The sequence below is a fragment of the Streptomyces sp. genome (assembly GCF_036524955.1).
In the GTDB taxonomy this organism is placed as follows: Bacteria; Actinomycetota; Actinomycetes; order Streptomycetales; family Streptomycetaceae; genus Actinacidiphila.
Map to the genome: position 1 here is coordinate 29,747 of NZ_DATDBG010000038.1, position 19,139 is coordinate 48,885.

The 19,139-nt window shown below is 73.3% G+C and carries 16 protein-coding genes; 1 reads left to right on the forward strand and 15 read right to left on the reverse strand.

Features of this window, described 5'->3' with window-relative positions:
- Nucleotides 1-151: 151 nt before the first annotated feature.
- From aroQ to VIW71_RS03345, 14 genes are all read right to left on the reverse strand, one after another.
- Nucleotides 152-598 carry a type II 3-dehydroquinate dehydratase gene (gene aroQ / locus VIW71_RS03280; RefSeq protein ID WP_331620390.1) on the reverse strand — a complete coding sequence of 149 codons (447 nt, stop codon included), beginning with the start codon at nt 596-598 and terminating at the stop codon, nt 152-154.
- A complete protein-coding gene (gene aroB, locus VIW71_RS03285; RefSeq protein WP_331620391.1) occupies nt 595-1,704 on the reverse strand; it encodes a 3-dehydroquinate synthase in 1,110 nt (369 codons plus the stop codon). Before aroB ends, aroQ begins: the two co-directional genes overlap by 4 nt.
- Nucleotides 1,701-2,201 carry a shikimate kinase gene (locus tag VIW71_RS03290; RefSeq protein ID WP_331620415.1) on the reverse strand — a complete coding sequence of 167 codons (501 nt, stop codon included), beginning with the start codon at nt 2,199-2,201 and terminating at the stop codon, nt 1,701-1,703. The genes aroB and VIW71_RS03290 overlap by 4 nt, the downstream gene beginning before the upstream one ends.
- A 251-nt stretch (nt 2,202-2,452) precedes the next feature.
- Nucleotides 2,453-3,637, reverse strand: coding sequence for a chorismate synthase (gene aroC, locus VIW71_RS03295; protein ID WP_331620392.1), 1,185 nt, complete (start codon nt 3,635-3,637; stop codon nt 2,453-2,455).
- Between the two features lie 148 nt (nt 3,638-3,785).
- Entirely contained in the window at nt 3,786-4,634 is an 849-nt protein-coding gene (locus VIW71_RS03300; protein ID WP_331620393.1) for a shikimate dehydrogenase, read from the reverse strand.
- Between the two features lie 10 nt (nt 4,635-4,644).
- Nucleotides 4,645-6,408 (reverse strand): endolytic transglycosylase MltG, encoded by a 1,764-nt coding sequence (gene mltG / locus VIW71_RS03305; protein ID WP_331620394.1) that lies wholly within the window; start codon nt 6,406-6,408, stop codon nt 4,645-4,647.
- A 101-nt stretch (nt 6,409-6,509) separates the two neighbouring features.
- A complete protein-coding gene (gene ruvX / locus VIW71_RS03310) occupies nt 6,510-6,974 on the reverse strand; it encodes a Holliday junction resolvase RuvX (protein WP_331620395.1) in 465 nt (154 codons plus the stop codon).
- A gap of 191 nt (nt 6,975-7,165) precedes the next feature.
- Entirely contained in the window at nt 7,166-9,835 is a 2,670-nt protein-coding gene (gene alaS, locus VIW71_RS03315; protein WP_331620396.1) for an alanine--tRNA ligase, read from the reverse strand.
- Entirely contained in the window at nt 9,835-10,173 is a 339-nt protein-coding gene (locus VIW71_RS03320) for a DUF6167 family protein (RefSeq protein ID WP_331620397.1), read from the reverse strand. Before VIW71_RS03320 ends, alaS begins: the two co-directional genes overlap by 1 nt.
- Before the next feature lie 7 nt (nt 10,174-10,180).
- The gene (locus VIW71_RS03325; RefSeq protein WP_331620398.1) at nt 10,181-10,621 is read right to left on the reverse strand and encodes a DUF948 domain-containing protein; all 441 of its coding nucleotides are present in this window, start codon (nt 10,619-10,621) and stop codon (nt 10,181-10,183) included.
- A 266-nt stretch (nt 10,622-10,887) separates the two neighbouring features.
- Nucleotides 10,888-12,123 carry a type III PLP-dependent enzyme gene (locus tag VIW71_RS03330; protein WP_331620400.1) on the reverse strand — a complete coding sequence of 412 codons (1,236 nt, stop codon included), beginning with the start codon at nt 12,121-12,123 and terminating at the stop codon, nt 10,888-10,890.
- Nucleotides 12,120-13,913: an IucA/IucC family protein gene (locus tag VIW71_RS03335; protein ID WP_331620401.1), complete on the reverse strand. Its 1,794-nt coding sequence runs from the start codon at nt 13,911-13,913 to the stop codon at nt 12,120-12,122. Before VIW71_RS03335 ends, VIW71_RS03330 begins: the two co-directional genes overlap by 4 nt.
- Before the next feature lie 165 nt (nt 13,914-14,078).
- On the reverse strand, nt 14,079-15,860 hold the full coding sequence (locus VIW71_RS03340) for an IucA/IucC family protein (protein ID WP_331620402.1): 1,782 nt from the start codon (nt 15,858-15,860) through the stop codon (nt 14,079-14,081).
- Nucleotides 15,857-17,050 carry an ATP-grasp domain-containing protein gene (locus tag VIW71_RS03345; RefSeq protein WP_331620403.1) on the reverse strand — a complete coding sequence of 398 codons (1,194 nt, stop codon included), beginning with the start codon at nt 17,048-17,050 and terminating at the stop codon, nt 15,857-15,859. The genes VIW71_RS03340 and VIW71_RS03345 overlap by 4 nt, the downstream gene beginning before the upstream one ends.
- 236 nt (nt 17,051-17,286) lie before the next feature.
- On the opposite strand from VIW71_RS03345, the gene VIW71_RS03350 reads away from it, so the two are divergent.
- Nucleotides 17,287-18,165, forward strand: coding sequence for a (2Fe-2S)-binding protein (locus VIW71_RS03350; protein ID WP_331620404.1), 879 nt, complete (start codon nt 17,287-17,289; stop codon nt 18,163-18,165).
- Nucleotides 18,166-18,296: 131 nt separating this feature from the next.
- Here VIW71_RS03350 and rpsD read toward each other — a convergent pair whose 3' ends face one another.
- Entirely contained in the window at nt 18,297-18,908 is a 612-nt protein-coding gene (rpsD, locus tag VIW71_RS03355) for a 30S ribosomal protein S4 (RefSeq protein ID WP_331620405.1), read from the reverse strand.
- Between the last annotated feature and the right edge of the window lie 231 nt (nt 18,909-19,139).

Below are 19,139 nucleotides of genomic sequence, written 5' to 3' on the forward strand. Positions count from 1 at the left end.
CGAGCGACCTGCCCGCGGGGTGCCCACGGGGCAGCCCCCACCGGTCGGCACCCCGGACACGACCGGAATCCAGCTCGGCGGGACCGGCGCGCCGGCGGGTGCGGACCCGTCGTGGCCGAGCGCGCGGTTCCCCGCGCCCCTGTGCGGAGCCCTACGTTCCGGGGTCCTCCGCGAGAGCGCGCAGCGCGAGACGGTAGGAGCCGATGCCGAACCCCGCGACCGTACCGGAAGCCACCGCCGCGACAACCGACGTGTGCCGGAACTCCTCACGCGCGTACGGATTGGAGATGTGCACTTCGATGAGCGGAGCCGTGCGCTGCGCCGCGGCATCCCGCATCGCATAGGAATAGTGCGTGAACGCACCGGGGTTGAGGAGCACCGGTACACGGCCGTCCGCGGCCTCGTGCAGCCAGCGGACCAGCTCGCCCTCGTCGTTGGTCTCGCGGACCTCGACGTCGAAGCCGAGTTCCGCGCCCAGCTTCGTGCACTCCTCGACCAGCCCGGCGTACGAGGTCGCGCCGTAGACATCGGGTTCGCGGGAGCCCAGCCGGCCCAGGTTGGGGCCGTTGAGCACGAACACGCGGCGGACCGCCGTCACGCGGACACCTCCCCGTAGGCGGCGAGCAGCACGGCCGGGTCGGGTCCCTCCAGCACGGTGGGTTTGGCCAGGCCGTCCAGGACGATGAACCGCAGCAGGTCGCCGCGGGACTTCTTGTCGACCTTCATGGTCTCCAGCAGCCGCGGCCACTGGTCGCCGCGGTACGTCAGCGGCAGCCCGACCGACTCCAGCACGGTGCGGTGCCGGTCGGCGGTGGCGTCGTCCAGCCGGCCCGCCAGCCGGCCGAGTTCGGCGGCGAAGACCATGCCGACCGAGACCGCGGCGCCGTGCCGCCAGTTGTAGCGCTCGTTCTTCTCGATGGCGTGCGCGAGGGTGTGGCCGTAGTTGAGGATCTCCCGCAGACCCGACTCCTTGAGGTCGGCCGAGACCACCTCGGCCTTGACGCGGATGGCGCGCTCGACGAGCTCCGCGGTGTGCGGGCCGCCCGGCGTGCGGGCGGCGGCCGGATCGGCCTCGACGAGGTCCAGGATGGCCGGGTCGGAGATGAAGCCGGCCTTGATGATCTCGGCAAGGCCGCTGACGTAGTCGTGGGCCGGGAGCGAGTCGAGGGCGGCGAGGTCGCAGAGGACTCCGGCGGGCGGGTGGAAGGCGCCGACGAGGTTCTTGCCCTCGGCGGTGTTGATGCCGGTCTTGCCGCCGACCGCCGCGTCGACCATGCCGAGGACGGTGGTGGGCACCGCGATCCAGCGCACTCCGCGCAGCCAGGTCGCCGCGACGAATCCGGCGACGTCGGTGGTCGCGCCGCCGCCGACGCCGACGATGACGTCGGTGCGGGTGAACCCGGTCTGGCCGAGCGCCTTCCAGCAGTACGCGGCGACCTCGGCGGTCTTGGCCTCCTCCGCGTTCGGGAGCTGGATCGCGATGGCCCGGAAGCCCTGTTCGGCCAGGTCCTCGCGGATCGCCTCCCCGGTCCCCGCCAGCGCCTCGGGGTGCAGGACGGCCACCCGCAGTGCGGTCGGGCCGATCAGCCCCGGCAGCTCGCCGAGGAGCTGGTGGCCGACGAGCACCTCGTACGGTTCGGTGCCCGCGGTGCCGCCGACCTGGATACGGGTGGGGGGCGCGGCCTGGGGCAGGTTCTCGCTCATTCGTCCTTCAGTTCCAGTGCGTCGAGGACGGCGTCGGCCACGTCCTCGGGGGTGCGGTCGTCGGTGCGGACGACGGCGCGGGCCACCTCGGTGTAGAGCGGGCGGCGGATGTCCATCAGCTCGCGCCAGCGTTGCCGGGGGTTGACGGCGAGCAGGGGGCGCGGCGCGTCCAGGCCGACCCGCCGTACGGCGTCGTGCAGGCCGACGTCGAGGAAGGCCACCGGCAGCCCGTCGAGCAGGGCGCGGGTAGCCTCGTCCATGATCGCGCCGCCGCCGAGCGAGAGCACACCGCCGTGCCCGGCCAGTGCGTCGCGCACGGCGGCGCGTTCCAGGGCGCGGAAACGCGGCTCGCCCTCGTCGATGAAGATCTCCGGGATGGGCTTGCCGGCCGCCGCCTCGACATCGGCGTCGGTGTCCCGGTACGTGATGCCGAGCCGCTGCGCGAGCACCCGGCCGACGGTGGTCTTGCCGGCCCCCGGGGGGCCGACGAGGACGATGGCAGGCGGCCCGGCGGGCGCGGAGCCGGCGGCGCCCGGCGCGGCCGATCCGGGCGTGCCTGGAGTGGGCAGCCCGGTTGATCCGGCCGATCCGGCCGATCCGGCGGCGTCCGGCACCGGAGACCCGGCCGGCTCGGGCACTGGGGAACCTGCCGGTCCGGGCGCGGAGGAACCTCCCGGTTCCGGCGCGGGAGACCCGGCTGCCGGTTCCGGTACGGACGGTACGGCCGCTCCCGCGGCCTCCGGCGCGGTCACCGGATCGCCAGGTGGTCGAGGTAGTCGCGGACGGCACGCCGGGTCTGGGCCACCGAGTCGCCGCCGAACTTCTCCGCGACCGCGTCGGCGAGGACCAGAGCGACCATCGCCTCGGCGACGATACCGGCGGCCGGCACCGCGCACACGTCGGAGCGCTGGTGGTGCGCCTGGGCGGGTTCGCCGGTGGTGACGTCGATGGTGGCCAGCGCCCGCGGCACCGTGGCGATCGGCTTCATCGCGGCCCGCACCCGCAGTACCTCGCCGGTGCTCATGCCGCCCTCCGTACCGCCGGAGCGGCCGGTGGCGCGACGGACGCCGTCCGGGGTCGGCACGATCTCGTCGTGCGCCTTCGAGCCGGGCACCCGGGCGAGGTCGAAGCCGTCGCCGACCTCGACGCCCTTGATGGCCTGGATGCCCATCAGCGCCCCGGCCAGCCGTGCGTCGAGCCGCCGGTCCCAGTGCACGTGCGAGCCGAGGCCCACCGGCACCCCGTACGCCAGCACCTCCACGACACCGCCGAGGGTGTCGCCGTCCTTGTGGGCCTGGTCGATCTCGGCGACCATCGCCTTGCTCGCGTCCGCGTCGAGGCAGCGCACCGGGTCGGCGTCGAGCCGCGCCTCGTCGCCGGGCACCGGCACCACGCCGTACGGCGCCTTGGCCCGGGCCAGTTCCACGACGTGCGACACGATCTCGATGTCCGCGGTCTCCTTCAGGTACGACCTGGCGACCGCGCCGAGCGCGACCCGGGCCGCGGTCTCCCGGGCGCTGGCCCGTTCCAGCACCGGCCGGGCCTCGTCCAGGTCGTACTTCTGCATGCCCGCCAGGTCCGCGTGGCCGGGGCGCGGCCGGGTCAGCGGCGCGTTACGGGCGAGACCGGCCAGGATCTCCGGGTCCACCGGGTCGGCCGCCATGACCTGTTCCCACTTGGGCCACTCGGTGTTGCCGACCATGACCGCCACCGGGCTGCCCATGGTGCGGCCGTGCCGCACGCCGCCGAGGAAGGTCACCTCGTCCTGCTCGAACTTCATCCGCGCGCCGCGACCGTAGCCGAGCCGCCGCCGAGCCAGCGCGTCCGCGACCATCGCCGTGGTCACCGGCACCCCGGAGGGCAGCCCCTCCAGCGTCGCGACGAGTGCGGGGCCGTGCGACTCCCCCGCGGTCAGCCAGCGCAACCTGCTCAACGGTGCTCCCTCGAAAACGCCCGTGTCTTTTCTCGTCCCGATCCTCCCACGATTCGCCCGACGATCCGGACGTCCGTCCAATGCGCGGACCAGGTGAACGGTGCGGCCCGCGCGGCCCATGGGGACCGCCCCGGACCCTTCGGACGGCTCAGTGCGCGACGAGGGCGGCCTCCCCCGCGGCGCGCATCGCGGCGAGCGGCGCCGGAGCGCGGCCGGTGTGCTGTTCGACCTGGAGGACGGCCTGGTGGACCAGGAGGTCGAGGCCGCCGACGACCGCGCCGCCGCGGTCCGCCCAGGCGGCGGCCAGCGGGGTCGGCCAGGGGTCGTACAGGACGTCGAAGAGCGTGCCGGGATGTGCGGGCACGGCGCCGGCCAGGTGGTCGGCGGCGCCCGCCGGGGTGGTGGCGACGACCAGTGGTTCGCCGAGGGCGCCGGCCGCGTCCGCCCAGTCGGCGGTGCGCACGGCGACGCCGAGTCGCTGCCCCCATTGCCGCATCTCGGCGGCGCGCTCGGGACCCCGTACGTACGCCGTGACCCGGCCGGTGCAGATCCGGGCGAGGGCGGCGAGGGCGGAGGAGGCGGTGGCGCCGGCGCCCAGCACGGCGGCGGACGGCACGGAGGTGACGCCCCGCTCGCGCAGGGCGGCGAGCATGCCGGGGATGTCGGTGTTGTCGCCCCGGCGCCGGCCGTCGGCGCCCAGGACGACGGTGTTGACGGCCTCGACGGACCGGGCGGTGTCCGTGATCTCGTCCAGCAGCGGGATCACCGCCCGCTTGAGCGGCATGGTCAGCGACAGGCCCGCCCACCGCGCGGGGTCGAGCCGGCCGAGGAAGGCGGGCAGCGCGGCCCCGTCCACCTCGAAGCGGTCGTACCGCCATCCGTTCAGCCCCAGTGCCGCGTACGCGGCCCGGTGCAGGACCGGCGAGAGGGAGTGCGCGATCGGTGAGCCGAGCACGGCGGCGCGGCGTCGGCCCGCGTGCCCTTCGGTCGATTCCACGGTGTGCCTTCTACTGGGCGTTGTACTGCTGGTAGAGCTTGTTGAAATCGTCGTGGGTCTCGGTGAACTTCGTGGTCTTCCCGTCCAGCGAGATGAAGTAGTACCAGTCGCCGCTGTCGGGGCTCATCGCCGCCTTCAGCGCCGCGATGCCCGGGTTTCCGATCGGGCCGGGGGGCAGGCCCTTGTAGTGGTACGTGTTGTACCTGTCGTCCAGTGCCTTCATCTGGCTGAGGTTGAGCTTCGTCTCGGCCTGGTTCTTGATGTAGTTGTACGTCGAGTCGAACTGCAGGATGCCGTAGGTCTCCTTGTTCGTCGGCACCAGCCGGTTGTAGACGACCTTGGCCATCTTCCGGAAGTCGTCGTCGGTCTTGCCCTCGGCCTGCACCAGGCTGGCGACGGTGAGGAGTTCCAGCGGCGACCTGAGCCCTTGCTTGCGGGCCTCGGCAGCCAGGTCGAATCCGGCGTACCGCTTCTTCGCCTCGCCGACCATCTCGCGCAGCAGCGCCTCGGGCTTCATGTTCTTGGCGACGCCGTAGCGGGACGGGAAGAGGAAGCCCTCCAGCGGGTCCTTGATGTTCCGGTCGGTGTCCGCCCAGTCGGGCAGGCCCAGGTTCTTCGCCTGGGCGACGGCGGTCTTCCGGGCGGTGCCGGGAGCCACACCCAGCCGTTTGTCGATCAACGCGTAGATCTGCGCGTCCCGCATGCCCTCGCTGATGATCATCGCGTTCTGCGATGTGGGGTCGAGCATCAGGGTGACCGCGGAAGCGGCGGACATGCTCTTGCGCAGCGCGTAGACGCCGGCCTGGATGGACGTGCCCTTGGGGTTCTTGTTGGCGGCGGCGGTGAAGGCGTCCACGCTCTTCACGACGCCGGCGGTCTTGAGGATGTTGCCCATCGCGGTCAGGGTCGAGCCCTTGGGGATCTCGACCTGGACGTCTCCGGCGCCCTCGCCGGAGTAGTCCGGGGCCGGGCCGAAGTGGCTCTGGTAGAAGCTGTAGCCGTAGTAGACCGCGCCACCGCCACCGCCGAGCAGGACGGCCGTGACGACCAGGCAGGCGCAGCCGCTGCGGCGTTTCCTGCCGCCCTTGGACGGGGACCGCCCCGCCCGCCGGCCGCCGGGCGCGGTGGTGGCAGGGGCGTCGTCCTCGTCGTCGTCCTCGTCGCGGTCGGCGAAGAAGGCGTGCTCGCGCGGGTCGTCCTCGTCCTCGGGGTCCCAGGTGCCGGTGTTGCCGGGAGCCGGGCGCAGGGGCCGCGCGCCGGGCTCCTGCGGGTGGCCCTGCTGCGGCTGCCGGTCGTGGGTGGGCTGCTGGGCCGGGGGTGGTTGCTGTCCCTGCTGCCGGAACTGGGGTTGCTGCGGCGGCGGGTAGCCGTTCTGCCCGTAGAAGTCGGGGTGCTGCCCGGCGCCGTAGGGGTTCTGCTGCTGCCCGCCGTAGGGGTCCTGGTGGCCGTATCCCTCGGCCGGGTGGGTGCCGGTGTCCCAGCCGCCGTACTCCGCCTGAGGGTACGGCTGGTGCTGCCCGTGGCCCGGGGGCTGCTGCGGGTGGCCCTGCTGCGGGTAGGGGTGGTGCGGCACTTGCGGGTACTGCTCCTGGGGGTACCCCTGCTGCGGGTAGGGCGGCTGCCGGCCGGTGGCGTACGGGTCCTGCCAGCCGCCGGGCTGCTGCGGGTGCTGCGGCGGCTGCTGGTACCCCTGGCCCTGGTCGTACACATCACCGAAGAGCGGGTCCTCGGGATGCCACGGTTCGGAGCCGGAGCCCCGGCCATAGTCAGTCATCGGTCCCCTTGGTACGCGGTCGGCATCGGTCTGCCGACCTTGCGAAACGGGCGGCACCGCAAGGGCGCCGCCGAGTCGCGCGGAACGTTACCGTATCGCGATCAGATGACTACTTCGACGCCCTCCCCCGGAGGTTTACCAGACGCGCGTTCGGTCTCCAGGGCGCTTTGCAGAATGATCACCGCTGCCGCCTGGTCGACCACGGAGCGTCCCTTCTTCGCCTTCACCCCGGACGCCCGCAGCCCCCGGGTGGCGGTGACGGTGGTCATCCGCTCGTCGACGAGGCGCACCGGCACCGGCGCGATGACTTTCGCCACACTCCGCGCGAAGGTCCTCGCCTTGGCCGCCGCCGGGCCCTCGGTGCCGTTCAGCGACCGGGGCAGCCCGACGACGACCTCGATCGGCTGGTACTCCTCGACGATCGCGGCGAGCCGGCGCAGCGCCGCGGGCACGTCCCGTCCGGGGACGGTCTCCACCGGCGTGGCGAGGATCCCGTCGGGGTCGCACGAGGCGACCCCGATCCGGGCGTCCCCGACGTCCACGGCGATCCGCCGCCCGCGTCGCATACTGCCTCCTTCGCCGCCCTCTCGTCTCCGGGCGCTCGGACCCGGTTTCGACAGTCGACCGTGCTCGCTCGCTCCGTCGTCGCTCACTGCGCGCGCTCCCTTTCGGCACCGGCGCGATCCGCGGCCGGAGGCCGCTGATGGACACTGCGGCCCGCCGGCTACCCGGCGACCCCCGCGATGGCCACCATCCGTCACGCCTTCTCGCCGACCAGCCGCTGCACGGCCTCGATCGCCTCGGGGACGGCCGACGCGTCCTGCCCGCCGCCCTGGGCGACGTCGTCCTTGCCGCCGCCTCCGCCGCCGAGCGTCCTGGCCGCGGCACGGACCAGTTCGCCGGCCTTGATGCCGCGGTCGCGCGCGGCCTCGTTGGTGGCGATGACGGTCAGCGGACGGCCGTTCGCGACCGTGAACAGGGCGACGACGGCCGGGCGGCCACCGGTGACGCGCTGCCGTACGTCCAGCACCAGCCGCCGCAGGTCGTCCGCGCCGGTGCCGTCGGGCACGGTCCCGGTCACCAGGGCGACGCCCTTGACGTCGGCAGCGCTCTCGGCGAGCCCGGCGGCGGCCTGGAGCACCTTCTCGGCCCGGAACCGCTCGATCTCCTTCTCGGCCTCCTTGAGCTTGCCGAGCATCCCGGAGATCTTGTCCGGCAGCTCCTCCGGGCGCCCCTTGACCAGCTCGGTGAGCTGCGCGACCACGGTGTGCTCGCGGGCCAGGAAGTTGTACGCGTCGACGCCGACCAGGGCCTCCACGCGGCGCACGCCGGAACCGATCGAGGACTCGCCGAGCAGCTTGACCAGGCCGAGCTGCGCGGTGTTGCCCACGTGGGTGCCGCCGCACAGCTCCTTGGAGAAGTCGCCGATGGTGACCACCCGGACCCGCTCGCCGTACTTCTCGCCGAACTCGGCGATGGCCCCCTGCTTCCGGGCCTCGGCGATCGGCATCACCTCGGCGGTGACGTCGAGTTCGCGGGCCAGCACCTCGTTGATCTTCTGCTCGACGTCGGTGAGGACCGCGCCGGGGACAGCGGTCGGTGAGCCGAAGTCGAAGCGGAAGCGGCCCGGCGAGTTCTCCGAGCCGGCCTGGGCCGCGGTGGGGCCGAGGGCGTCGCGCAGCGCCTGGTGGGTGAGGTGGGTGGCGCTGTGCGCGCGGGCGATGGCACGGCGGCGCACCAGGTCGATCTGGGCGTGCGCGGCGGCGCCGACGGTGACCTCGCCGACCTGGACGACACCCTTGTGCACGCTGAGGCCGGGCACCGGCTGCTGTACGTCGCGGACCTCGACGACGGCGCCGGTGTCGAGCCGGATGCGGCCGGTGTCGGCGAGCTGTCCGCCGCCCTCGGCATAGAAAGGCGTGCGGTCCAGCACCACCTCGACGTCGTCGCCCTCGGTGGCGGCGGGCGAGGGCAGGCCGTCCACCAGCAGGCCGACGACGGTGGCCTCGCCCTGGTCACGGGTGTAGCCGGTGAACTCGGTGATGCCGGAACGGTCGGCGACCTCGCGGTACGCGGACAGGTCGGCGTGGCCGGTCTTCTTGGCGCGGGCGTCGGCCTTGGCCCGGTCCCGCTGCTCCTTCATCAGGCGGCGGAAGCCGTCCTCGTCCACCGACAGGCCCTGCTCGGCGGCCATCTCCAGGGTGAGGTCGATGGGGAAGCCCCAGGTGTCGTGGAGCAGGAACGCCTGGTCGCCGGGGAGTACGGTGCCGCCGGCCGACTTGGTCTCGGTGACGGCGGTGTCCAGGATGTTGGTGCCGGCCGAGAGGGTCTTGAGGAAGCGGGCCTCCTCGGCGAGCGCGACGGACTCGATGCGCTTGCGATCGGTCAGCAGCTCCGGGTACTGCTCGCCCATGGTCTTGAGCACCACGTCGATCAGCTCGGCGACCACCGGGTCGTGGGCGCCCAGCATCCGCATGTTGCGGATGGCGCGGCGCATGATGCGGCGCAGCACGTAGCCGCGGCCCTCGTTGCCGGGGGTGACGCCGTCGGCGATCAGCATGGCGGAGGTACGGATGTGGTCGGCGACCACGCGCAGCGACACGTCGGTCTCGTGGGCCCGCCCGTAGTGGACGCCGGTGAGCTCGGTGGCCTTGTCGATGACGACGCGCAGGGTGTCGGTCTCGTACATGTTCTGCACGCCCTGCAAAATCATCGCGAGGCGTTCCAGGCCGAGCCCGGTGTCGATGTTCTTGGCGGGCAGGTCGCCGAGGATCGGGAAGTCCTCCTTGCCCTGGCCGGCGCCGCGCTCGTACTGCATGAAGACCAGGTTCCAGATCTCCACGTACCGCTCGTCGTTGACGGCCGGGCCGCCCTCGGGGCCGAACTCGGGGCCGCGGTCGTAGTTGATCTCGGAGCAGGGGCCGCACGGGCCCGGCACGCCCATGGACCAGAAGTTGGGGCCCATGCCGAGGCGCTGGATGCGCTCGGCGGGGACGCCGATGACGTCGCGCCAGATGGCCTCGGCCTCGTCGTCCTGCTCGTAGACGGTGATCCAGAGCCTCGAAGGCTCCAGGCCGTAACCGCCCTTGTCCTGGGGGGTGGTGAGCAGCTCCCAGGCGTAGCGGATGGCGCCTTCCTTGAAGTAGTCGCCGAAGGAGAAGTTGCCGCACATCTGGAAGAACGTGCCGTGCCGGGTGGTCTTGCCGACCTCTTCGATGTCCGGGGTGCGGACGCACTTCTGGACGCTGGTGGCGCGCGGGAAGGGCGGCTTGACCTCACCGAGGAAGTACGGCTTGAACGGGACCATGCCGGCGTTGATCAGCAGCAGCGTCGGGTCGTCGGCGATGAGGGACGCCGACGGCACGACGGTGTGCCCGCGCTCCTCGAAGAAGCGCAGCCAGCGGCGGCGGATTTCTGCCGACTCCATCAGTGTTCGTCCTTCCGGTTGTACGCGATGCCCCGGCGCCGTGCCGGGACGTCGGAGACCTGAGCGGGCAGGACCGGCGGGTCCTGGCGGGCGGGCAGTCCGGCGGCGCCGGGGGCCCGCAGCCCCAGCGCGTCGTGCAGTTCGACCTCGCGCTGCGCCATGCCCGCCCGTACGTCCCGGGCGAACAGCCGCAGCCGCGCACCCGTCTCCAGGGCACGGTGGGCCGCGGTCGCGGCCAGGCTCTCCGGGGTCAGCCTGCGCACCGCGCGGTTGACCTTCACGGTGGCCCACACGCCGGTGGCGGCGCCGGAGGAGAACCAGAACAAGCGGCGGAGCATGGCGTCCTCAGTCCTTGGAGCGGTTGCGACGGCCGCCGCGCCGGGCGGCGGGCAGCGGTGTGCCGGCCGTGGCGGTCCGGGCCCTGGCCCGGCCCGTGTCCCCGGCCCGGAGTCCGATCGCGCGCCGCACTCCGTAGCCGAAGGCGGCCACCTTCATCAGGGGGCCGCCGAACGCGGAGGCCACGGTGGAGGAGAGCGCGGAGGCGTTGGCGGTCACCTCGGCGACGTCCGCGGTGATGGTGTCGACCCGGTCGAGCTGGGCGTGGGCGCTGTGCAGCGCCTGCGACGCGTCGCCGAGCAACGGTACGGCCTGCTCGGTGATCCCGGCCACCAGTTCGGTGGTCCGCCTGAGCGTCTGGGCGAGCCGTACCAGCGCGACGGCCAGGAACGACACCAGGATCGCCCAGAACACCGCCACGATGAGGCCGGCCACCTCTGCACCGGACACGCTGCCGCACTCCCTCGGATCGTCCGCGCCTCGACGCGGACCGCTTGACACGCGCCGTGCGACGCGCACCGTGACGCCGACGCGACCCGGCCGATCACACGTCGCCGACGTCGTCGGCTAGGACACCGACCTTATCGCGCCACGCCGGGGGCCCCGTACCGCAATACCGTACGGCGGGCACCAGCGGCCACGGTGTCACACACCCCGCGCACGCGGCGGATCCGGCGACCGGGCGGGGCGCCGTGGCGCGCTGTGCGCATGCCCGATCACCCTCCGTGCGCCGCGGGCCGGCCGTCGGCCGGATGGAGGAAGTGGAAGCCGGGCCGGGGGTGCATCAGGAAGCCGTGGTGCGAGATGTTCCACGCGTAGGCCCCGGCGAGGCCGAAGACCACCCGGTCGCCGGCCCGCAGCCGTGGCGCCGGGACCTGCCGGGCCAGGACGTCCTTGGGGGTGCAGAGCTGGCCGGTGACGGTGACCCGGTCCTGACGGGCGGAGGGTCGCGGCCAGGGGTGGTGCCAGACGTCCACCGGCAGGACGGTGCAGGGCTGGTCGTGGCCCTTGGCCGCCGGGGTGCGCAGATGGTGGGTGCCGCCGCGGACGACGGCGAACTCCTCGCCGTGGCTGCGCTTCACGTCCAGCACCTCGGTGGCGTACCAGCCGCAGTACGCGGTCACCGCGCGGCCCGGCTCGATGCGCACGGTCAGATCCGGGTGCGCGGCGGTGAGGCGGCCGAGCCCTTCGCCGTACGCGGCCCAGTCGAAGCGGCGCTCGGGGGCGGTGTAGTCGACGGTCATGCCGCCGCCGACGTTGACCTCCGCGAGTTCGATGCGGTGGCGTGCCGCCAGGCCGACCGCCCAGGTCACCACGGACTCGGCGACGGCCAGTTGCTCGGGGGCCCCCAGCCCGCTCGCCAGGTGGGCGTGGACGCCGCGCAGCTCCAGATGCGGGTGCGTGCCGTCGGTGAGCCGCCGGACGACCGTGTCGGCTTCCGCCGGGTCGAGGCCGAAGGGGGTGGGGCGGCCGCCCATCGCCAGGGAACTGCCCGCCAGCGAGCCGTCGGACAGGGGGAGGTTGAAGCGGAGCAGGACCGCCACGCGGCTGTCCGGGGCGACCCGCCGGGCGAGCTCGGCCAGCGTATGCAGTTCGTTCGCGCTCTCGACGTGGAAGCGGGCCACGCCCGCTTCCAGCGCGGCCGTGATCTCCGCGGGGGTCTTCCCCGGGCCGCCGAAGGCCAGCGGGCGGCCCGGTACGGCCGCGCCGACATGCGCGAGTTCGCCGCCGGAGGAGACCTCGTAGCCGTCGACGTACGGGCCGAGCGCGGCCAGGACCTCCGGCTCCGGGTTGGCCTTGGCGGCGTAGTAGAGCTCGACACGTCCGGGCAGCGCGGCACGCACCGCGGCGGCGTGCTCGCGCAGCGCGGCCAGGTCGTAGAGGTACGCGGGCAGTTCCGCCGAGGGCAGCGCCAGGACGCGGTCGCGCACGGCGGGGGTGGGGGCGGTCATCGGACGCACCGGGTGCCGTGGTCGCGGGCCGCTTCGGAGAGCACCTGCTCGGCGAACGGCGAAGCCAGGCGGATGTAGGCGGCCTCGCGGTCGGCCTTGCGCTCCCAGCGGGTGAGCAGATTGGCCTTGGCGGGCAGAGGCACGCCGGCGAGCAGGGCGGCGAGTTGCGGCGGGCAGCCGTGCCGGTCGGCGTACTCCTGAAAGGTGGCGCGGACCTGGGCCCACAGGGCGGGCTCGGTCTGCGGGTGCAGGTCGGCGAGGGCGGCCAGCATCTCGGCGACATGGTTGACCAGCAGGCAGTAGACGACGCGGTCCCAGCCGTGCCGGGCGTCGTACGTCATCGGGCCCGCGACGTCGGCGGGCAGCGCGGCGAGGGCCTCGGCGTGGTACTCGGGGACGAGCTTGGTGCCCTCCAGATCACGGAAGAGCACTTGGGCGGGCATGCGGTCGTCGTCGACGCAGACAAGGACGTTCTGCAGGTGCGGCTCCAGGACGAGGCCGTGGTCGAAGTAGGCCGCCAGGACGGGCGGTACGAGCAGCGTGAGGTAGGCCGCCCACCAGTCGAGAGCGGTCTGCGGACCCGCCCCGTCCAGGAGCCGGGAGATGTGGCCGGGGCCTGTCGGGTACTCGTCGGCGACGGCGGCGGCGAGCAGCGCGGTGGTGCCGGGCAGCATCCGCCGGGAGAGGCCTTCCCGGACGATCACCCCGAAGCCTTCCAGCAGTTCGCGGTCCGGGCGGCCGTCGGGACCGGGCAGTGCGAGACCGCGGTAGGCGGGCTCGCGCAGCACGGCGCCGGCCGGGAAGCGGGTCGCCAGGTCGGCCAGGGCCGGTTCCAGCAGCCGGGTCAGGGCGACGGCGCCGGACAGTTCGTAACTGGCGTTCTTGCGGAGGCAGTTGGTGATCCGGACGTTCAGGCTGAACTTGAGGAAGGTCTCGCCGTCGTACAGGGTCCGTACCGAGGCGGTGGCGGCGAAGGGCTCCCCGCCCTCGCCGAGGTCGAGGACGTCGCCGCGGGCGAGGGCGGTCCGCAGCAGGGGGTGCGAGGAAAGCATCCCGTACTGCCACGGGTGCGCGGGCAGCAGCCGGTAGCCGGCCGGGACGTCGGAGCGCATCCGGTCGAGAACATCGGTGGCGCCGTCCTCCGCGGTCTCCTCGGCGATCAGGTGCTCGCGGACCGCGAGGTGCCGCACCGGGAAACGGGCACCGGCCTCGGGCGCGAAGGACAGCCAGGAGGCGATGTCGCCGGTGCGTGCCTTGGGCGTGGGGTGGAAGCGGTGGCCGAACAGGAGGGACTGCTCGGAGTCGAGGTAGGTGGCGAGCCCGTCTCCGTCGGCGGTCCTCGGGGCCGGCGGCACGGTGCGTGCGGCGAGCACGGCGGACACGGCCTGGTGGCCGGAGGCGATCTGGTCCGAGAACTCCTCGTTGCGCACGCCCGTACGGAGCGACAGCTCCTCCTGCGTGTACTCGGCCAGGCGCCGCCAGTCGATCTTCGTCCAGCCGCCGTCGCGCTGCTCCAGCACCGGCCCGGTGAACCGGTGCGCGCCCAGCAGGGACGTACGGCGCAGGGTGATCCGCAGCAGGACGCCTCGGCGGGGCAGGCGCACCAGCAGGTGGCCGTCGGCGACGGCGGTCTGGTGCTCGGGGCCGGACAGCTCGCGCAGCAGGCAGTTGAGGAGGGTGTGGGCCACGACATCGTCGGCGGTGGGCAGACCGGCGGGGGCAGCCGGAACAGCGGCAGCGCCGTGCGGGCACCGCCCGGCGGCGGCCGGGAGATCATCGGTCAGCGGCATCAACGGCTCCAGCGGGTGCGAGGAGAGCGGAGGTTCGGCAGGGCAAGGGCGGTCGCGGACACCGCGGCCACCGCCACGGCTGTGCCGGTCGGCACGGGCGCGGCCGGGTGGGGCGGTGGGCCGGCGGTGGCCGCCCGCGGCTGCGGCGGGGCGGTGCGACGGCCGTCATCGCGGCGTCTCCGCCGACCGCAGGTAGTTGGGGCCGGTGGTGTAGTGCTTGTTGATGTCAGCCGCGCCCGAACGCTCCTTGGAGAGCAGGGTTCCGGCGGTGACCATCGCCTTGACCGGCAGCTCCGGAGCGTCCAGGACATGGGCGCGGAGGGTGGCACCGGGTTCGCCCGGGCCGGTGCCCAGCCGTTCGACGGCCTCGGCGAGCCGGTCGCGGACGAGCCGCAGCAGCCGCTCCAGCGGGGCGCGGCCGTGCCGGGCCAGCCCGAAGGCGTAGGCGCCTGCGCACAGGTGGACGGTGACGGTGGTGAACAGGTCGGTGACCGCCCGGTCGTCCTCGCCGCAGATCCGGGCGTCGTCGAACTCGGACGGGTCGGGCGCGGCGGCGCCCAGCGTCTCCCGCAGACGTGCGGTGTTGACGCGCGGGCCGTCGTTGTCCTTGAGCAGCAGTCGCAGGCGGGTGCGGCCGTCCGGGCGCCGGTCCAGTACCAGTGAGACGTTCTGCTGGTGCGACTCCAGCCCGATGCCGTAGCCGAAGAGCGTGGTCTGCCAGTCGAAGAGCAGGGTCAGGCAGGCGTCGAGCAGTGCGACCGCGTCGCCACCGTGGAACCGGTCGGCGAGGTGGTCGATGAGCAGGCGGCCACCGGGGGCCTCGCTCAGCAGCGCGGCCATGGGCACCACGACGCAGTCGCCGAGGCCGGCCGGGTAGCGCCGGCACAGTACGGCGAGAAGTTCGTGCCCCGCATGGGCGTAAAGCGTCTCGTCGGCGTGCAGGACCGTGTCGCGGAAGCGCGGTTCGCGGGCGGTCACGCTGTCCAGCAGGCGCTGGCCGGCGGCGCCGTCGACGAGGGTGCCGGGCTTGATGGTCCGGCGGTTGCGCAGGCCCAGGGTGGCGGTGGCGAGCGGCAGTTTGAGGTGAAGGCCGGGGTCGGCGACGAGCGCGACCGTACGCATCGACAGGGTGGGTACGGCGTCGAGGTACGGGGCCTCGGCGAGTACGGCCCGGTCCCGCAGCCCGGTGGCGCGCAGGGCCTCCCGCAGCGGGGCGCCGAGCGTGAGCGGGTGGACGGGGAGGGCGAGATGGCTGTGGGAGAGTTCCGGCAGGCCGAGGACCGCGGACGTCGGCCAGCAGTCGGGGAGCCGGGCTGCGCCTCCCGGCACGGTGACGGCGTGCCTCGGTACGGCGATCCAGCGCAGTGCGAAGCGCGGGTGGAACTCGGGTGCGTAGGCGCGCAACTGGTCCTCGCCGAGGCCGGAGCGTCCTCGGGCGGTCGGGTAGACGGGGTGGTCGAGGCGGGCGGCGAGGGTGTCGTGCGCCAGGCCACCGGTGAGGCCGGTCCAGTCGGCGGGGTCGGCGCCGTAGCGGGCGGCGAGCCGGCCGGTGACCTCGTCACGGGTGCGGGTGTGCAGCCGCATGGTCGCAAGGGTCTGGCGGCACTCCTCGGCGAAGGCGTCGAAACCGCCCCGGTCTTCGGCGGCGGCACATGCGCGCAGGGCGTCGAGGACCGTGTCGTGGGCGGTCAGTTCGCCGCCGTCCGACTCCCGCAGGAGCAGGGGCAGCCGTGCGGCGTACGTGCTCTGGAACCCGTCCTCGGCGACTGCCAGCAACAGCGCGTCGTCACCTCCCGGGGTGGGGAGCCGCAGCCACGGGCCGTCCTCCCGCTCCACGGGCGTGGAACCCGTGCGAAGGCCGGCGACGTCCTCGCGCAGGAGCGCGCCGAGCACGCGCAGCAGCAGGTCCGGCTCGGCGGTGTCGGCGGCGGGGGCGCCCGCCGTCACCGGGTGATCTCCCAGCTCTGCGCGGCGAGGAAGCCGGCCACCGTTCGGTCGACCGTCTCCTGGTCGGTTCCGGTGGCCCGGAGCACGCCGAGATGGTCGCGGTTGCTGTGGTGGAGCTCGTGCCGCTCCCCCACCGGGCGCAGCGGCCGGTACCTCAGCTTCACGCCGTCCACGAGCAGATCGGCGGCGGCGGGGGCTGCCGTCAGCGTTCCGGCGCTCGTCGCGCGGGGGTATTCCAGCCGGGCAGCGCCGTCGGTGCGGGCACCGAGGTCCGCGGGCGGCGACGGCTCCCCCAGGTGGATCCGCAGGATGTGCTCGAAGAGCGGGATGCCCAGCAGCTCCGCCAGCAGCAGGTCGCACTGGTCCCCGACGGCACGGTAGTTGACCTCGATGATGCGGGCGCGGCCCTCGTGCGCCACGAACTCGGTGTGGCAGGCGCCGAAGCCGACGCCGAGGCGGTCGAGCTGGGCGAGCACCTGCGCGACGACCGGCTCGGGGTGGGCGGCGACGAACGTCATCCGCTCCTCGACGAAGTACGGCGGCGGGGACAGCTCGGTGTGGAAGCCGCCCAGGACGTGGCGGGTTCGGGCGTCGCCGAGGGTCTCCAGGGTGTAGAGCTCTCCGGCGAGATACTCCTCGACCACGAGCGCCGCCTCCGGTCGCCGCGCCTGGATCTCCTTGCAGCGCGTTAAGAGCTCCTCGGGGCGCTCGACCAGCACCACGTCCTCACTGGCCACCCCGTCGCGCGGCTTGACCACACAGGGGTAGGGCACGTCGGAGCCGGTGAGCCCGGCCGGGTCCTGCCCTGCGGCGAGCTCCGTCGACCAGACGGTGTCGGCTCCGGTCGCGGCGAGGTGACGGCGCATGTGTGCCTTGTCCTTGGCGCGCAGCGCGGCCTGCCAGCTCTTGGCGGGGAGGCCGAAGAAATCCGCCGCCAGAGCGGTCTGGATCTGCAGGTGGTCGCTGTTGGTGAAGACCGCGTCGGGCGGGTGGTGGGTGGCGATCCGGGTGATGACGGCACGGAAGTCGCGCACATCGCACCCCAGGATCTCGATGTCCGGGTAGATGCGGAGGTGGGCCTCCGGCTGGTCGGTGAGAACGGTGACGCCGAGGCCGAGCCGGGCCGCGGCGGGGAGGAAGCCTTCGGTGACCGAGTCCGTGGGGTTGCGGGCGAGCAGGTACAACCGCATGGTCGGCGGCCCCTTCCGGGTCGGTGGTGGTGAGCGGCGTGCGTGTGGGCTGCTCGACGCCGACGGACACGGCCACGTCGATGGCGAGCAGCCTAAGTTAGGCAAACCTAAGCCTTCAACTCGTTCACCCGCACGACACACCCCGGTGATCACCCGTCCACGGATTCGCCGGTAAGGTGAGGCTTACCTTTCTGTTCGCCCCGCAGCCGTGCCGTCCCGCACAGGAAAGAGCGCCGATGACCACGACCCCTGGGGATTCGGCGGCGGACCACGCCGCGAGCTCGGCCTCCACCGCGCTCGCCCGCACCTACCGGCGTCTGGTCGCGTCGTGCGAGGCGCTGCACATGACGGTCGCGGCCCCGGGCGCGGCAGCCGCCGCACCGACGCCCGGACCGCACCTGGACGGAGCGGAACTGACGGAGAGCCGGGAGGCGCTCGACGCCTTCGTCGATGCCGAGGCCGGACGGATCCGGGAACGCCACGGCCACATGCCTCGCAGGGATGTCGCCGCCTCCCGCGCCCTGCACGACTATCTCTGGTCCGTCAGTCTGCTGATGAGCGGGGTCTGGTACCTGGAGCGGCGCGTGCCGCGGGTCCACCCGCGGGAGGTCCGTGTGGAGCTGGCGACGGGCGCGTTCGAAGTCGTCCCCGGCTCCGGCTTCGCGTGCCTGCCGGACGACCCGGCGGCCGGCCGGATGCCCGGAGCCCGGGTGGTGGCGGACGAGGAGGCGCTGCGCGCCGAACTGCGGGCCGCCGTCGCCGACCACGTACGACCCCTGCTGACCGCGATCGGCCCGCACCTGCGGCGGGGGCCGAGGGCCCTGTGGGGCATGGCCGGCGACGACCTGGTCTCCGCGGTCTGGTACCTCGGCCGCGTGCTGGACCAGGAGGAGCGGGCCGTACAGGCCGCGACCGAGCTGCTTCCGGCCGGCATTCCACCGTTTCCCGGCGGCGCCGGCTTCAGGCTGCTGACCGGTCGCGACGGGAAGCGGTACCCCACCCGCAACCGGCTCGGCTGCTGCCTGTACTACACACTCGACGCCGCCCAGGCGTGTCTGAACTGCCCCCGGACCGGCGACACGGAGCGTCTGCGGAGGCTGGAGGGCGACGGCTGACGCCACTCGGACGGCTCCGGGGAACCGCGAGTGCCGCGCACCTTGCTGAGCGCCCGCCGCCGGTTCGCGTCCGTCGCCGTGGGGGCCGAGAACCGGGCGGCGGGTCCGCGGCCCCCACGCGCGCAGCGGGATCAGCGGGCGTAGTACTCGACGACGAGCTGCTCGTCGCAGATCACCGGGATCTCGTTGCGGTTCGGGTCGCGGTCGAGGCGGAAGGCGAGCGCCGGGAGGTTGACCTGGAGGTAGCGGGGGGACTCGCCGTCGCCGGCCCAGCCGCCCTCACGGGCGACGAGGAACGGGGTCTTCTCCCGGGACCGCTCACGGACCTGGACGATGTCCTCGGGGCGCACCCGGTAGGACGGCTTGTCCACCTTGCGGCCGTTGACCTCGATGTGGCCGTGCACGACCATCTGGCGGGACTGGTAGATCGTCCGGGCCAGCCCGGAGCGCAGCACCAGCGCGTCGAGGCGGCGCTCCAGCTCCACGATGAGCGCCTCACCGGTCTTGCCCTGGACCTTCTTGGCGCGGTCGTACGCACGCTGCATCTGGCGCTCGCTGACGTCGTACTGCGCACGCAGCCGCTGCTTCTCCAGCAGCCGTGTCTTGTAGTCGCTGTTCTGCTTGCGACCACGGCCGTGCTCACCCGGCGGGTAGGGACGGGTCTCGAAGTACCGGACCGCCTTCGGGGTGAGCGCGATGCCCAGCGCCCGGGACTTCTTGACCTTGGGACGCGACTGGTTCACGTGCGACGACCTCCATGAGAATTAGGTAAGGCTTACCTTAACTGAGGAGTTCGCGTGGTGCCGACCCGGGAACCCCGTGCCCGACGCATAGGTCAGGGAACGGTCAGCCGCGTCCCGTGGTGGAAGAAGCGCCGGCGGCCGTCGGCCGCCAGTGTGCGAACTCCTTTTGAGGGTAACCCGGGCACGGCGCCCCTCATGCCGCCCGGGCCGTGCCGCGCGGGTGGAGCAGAC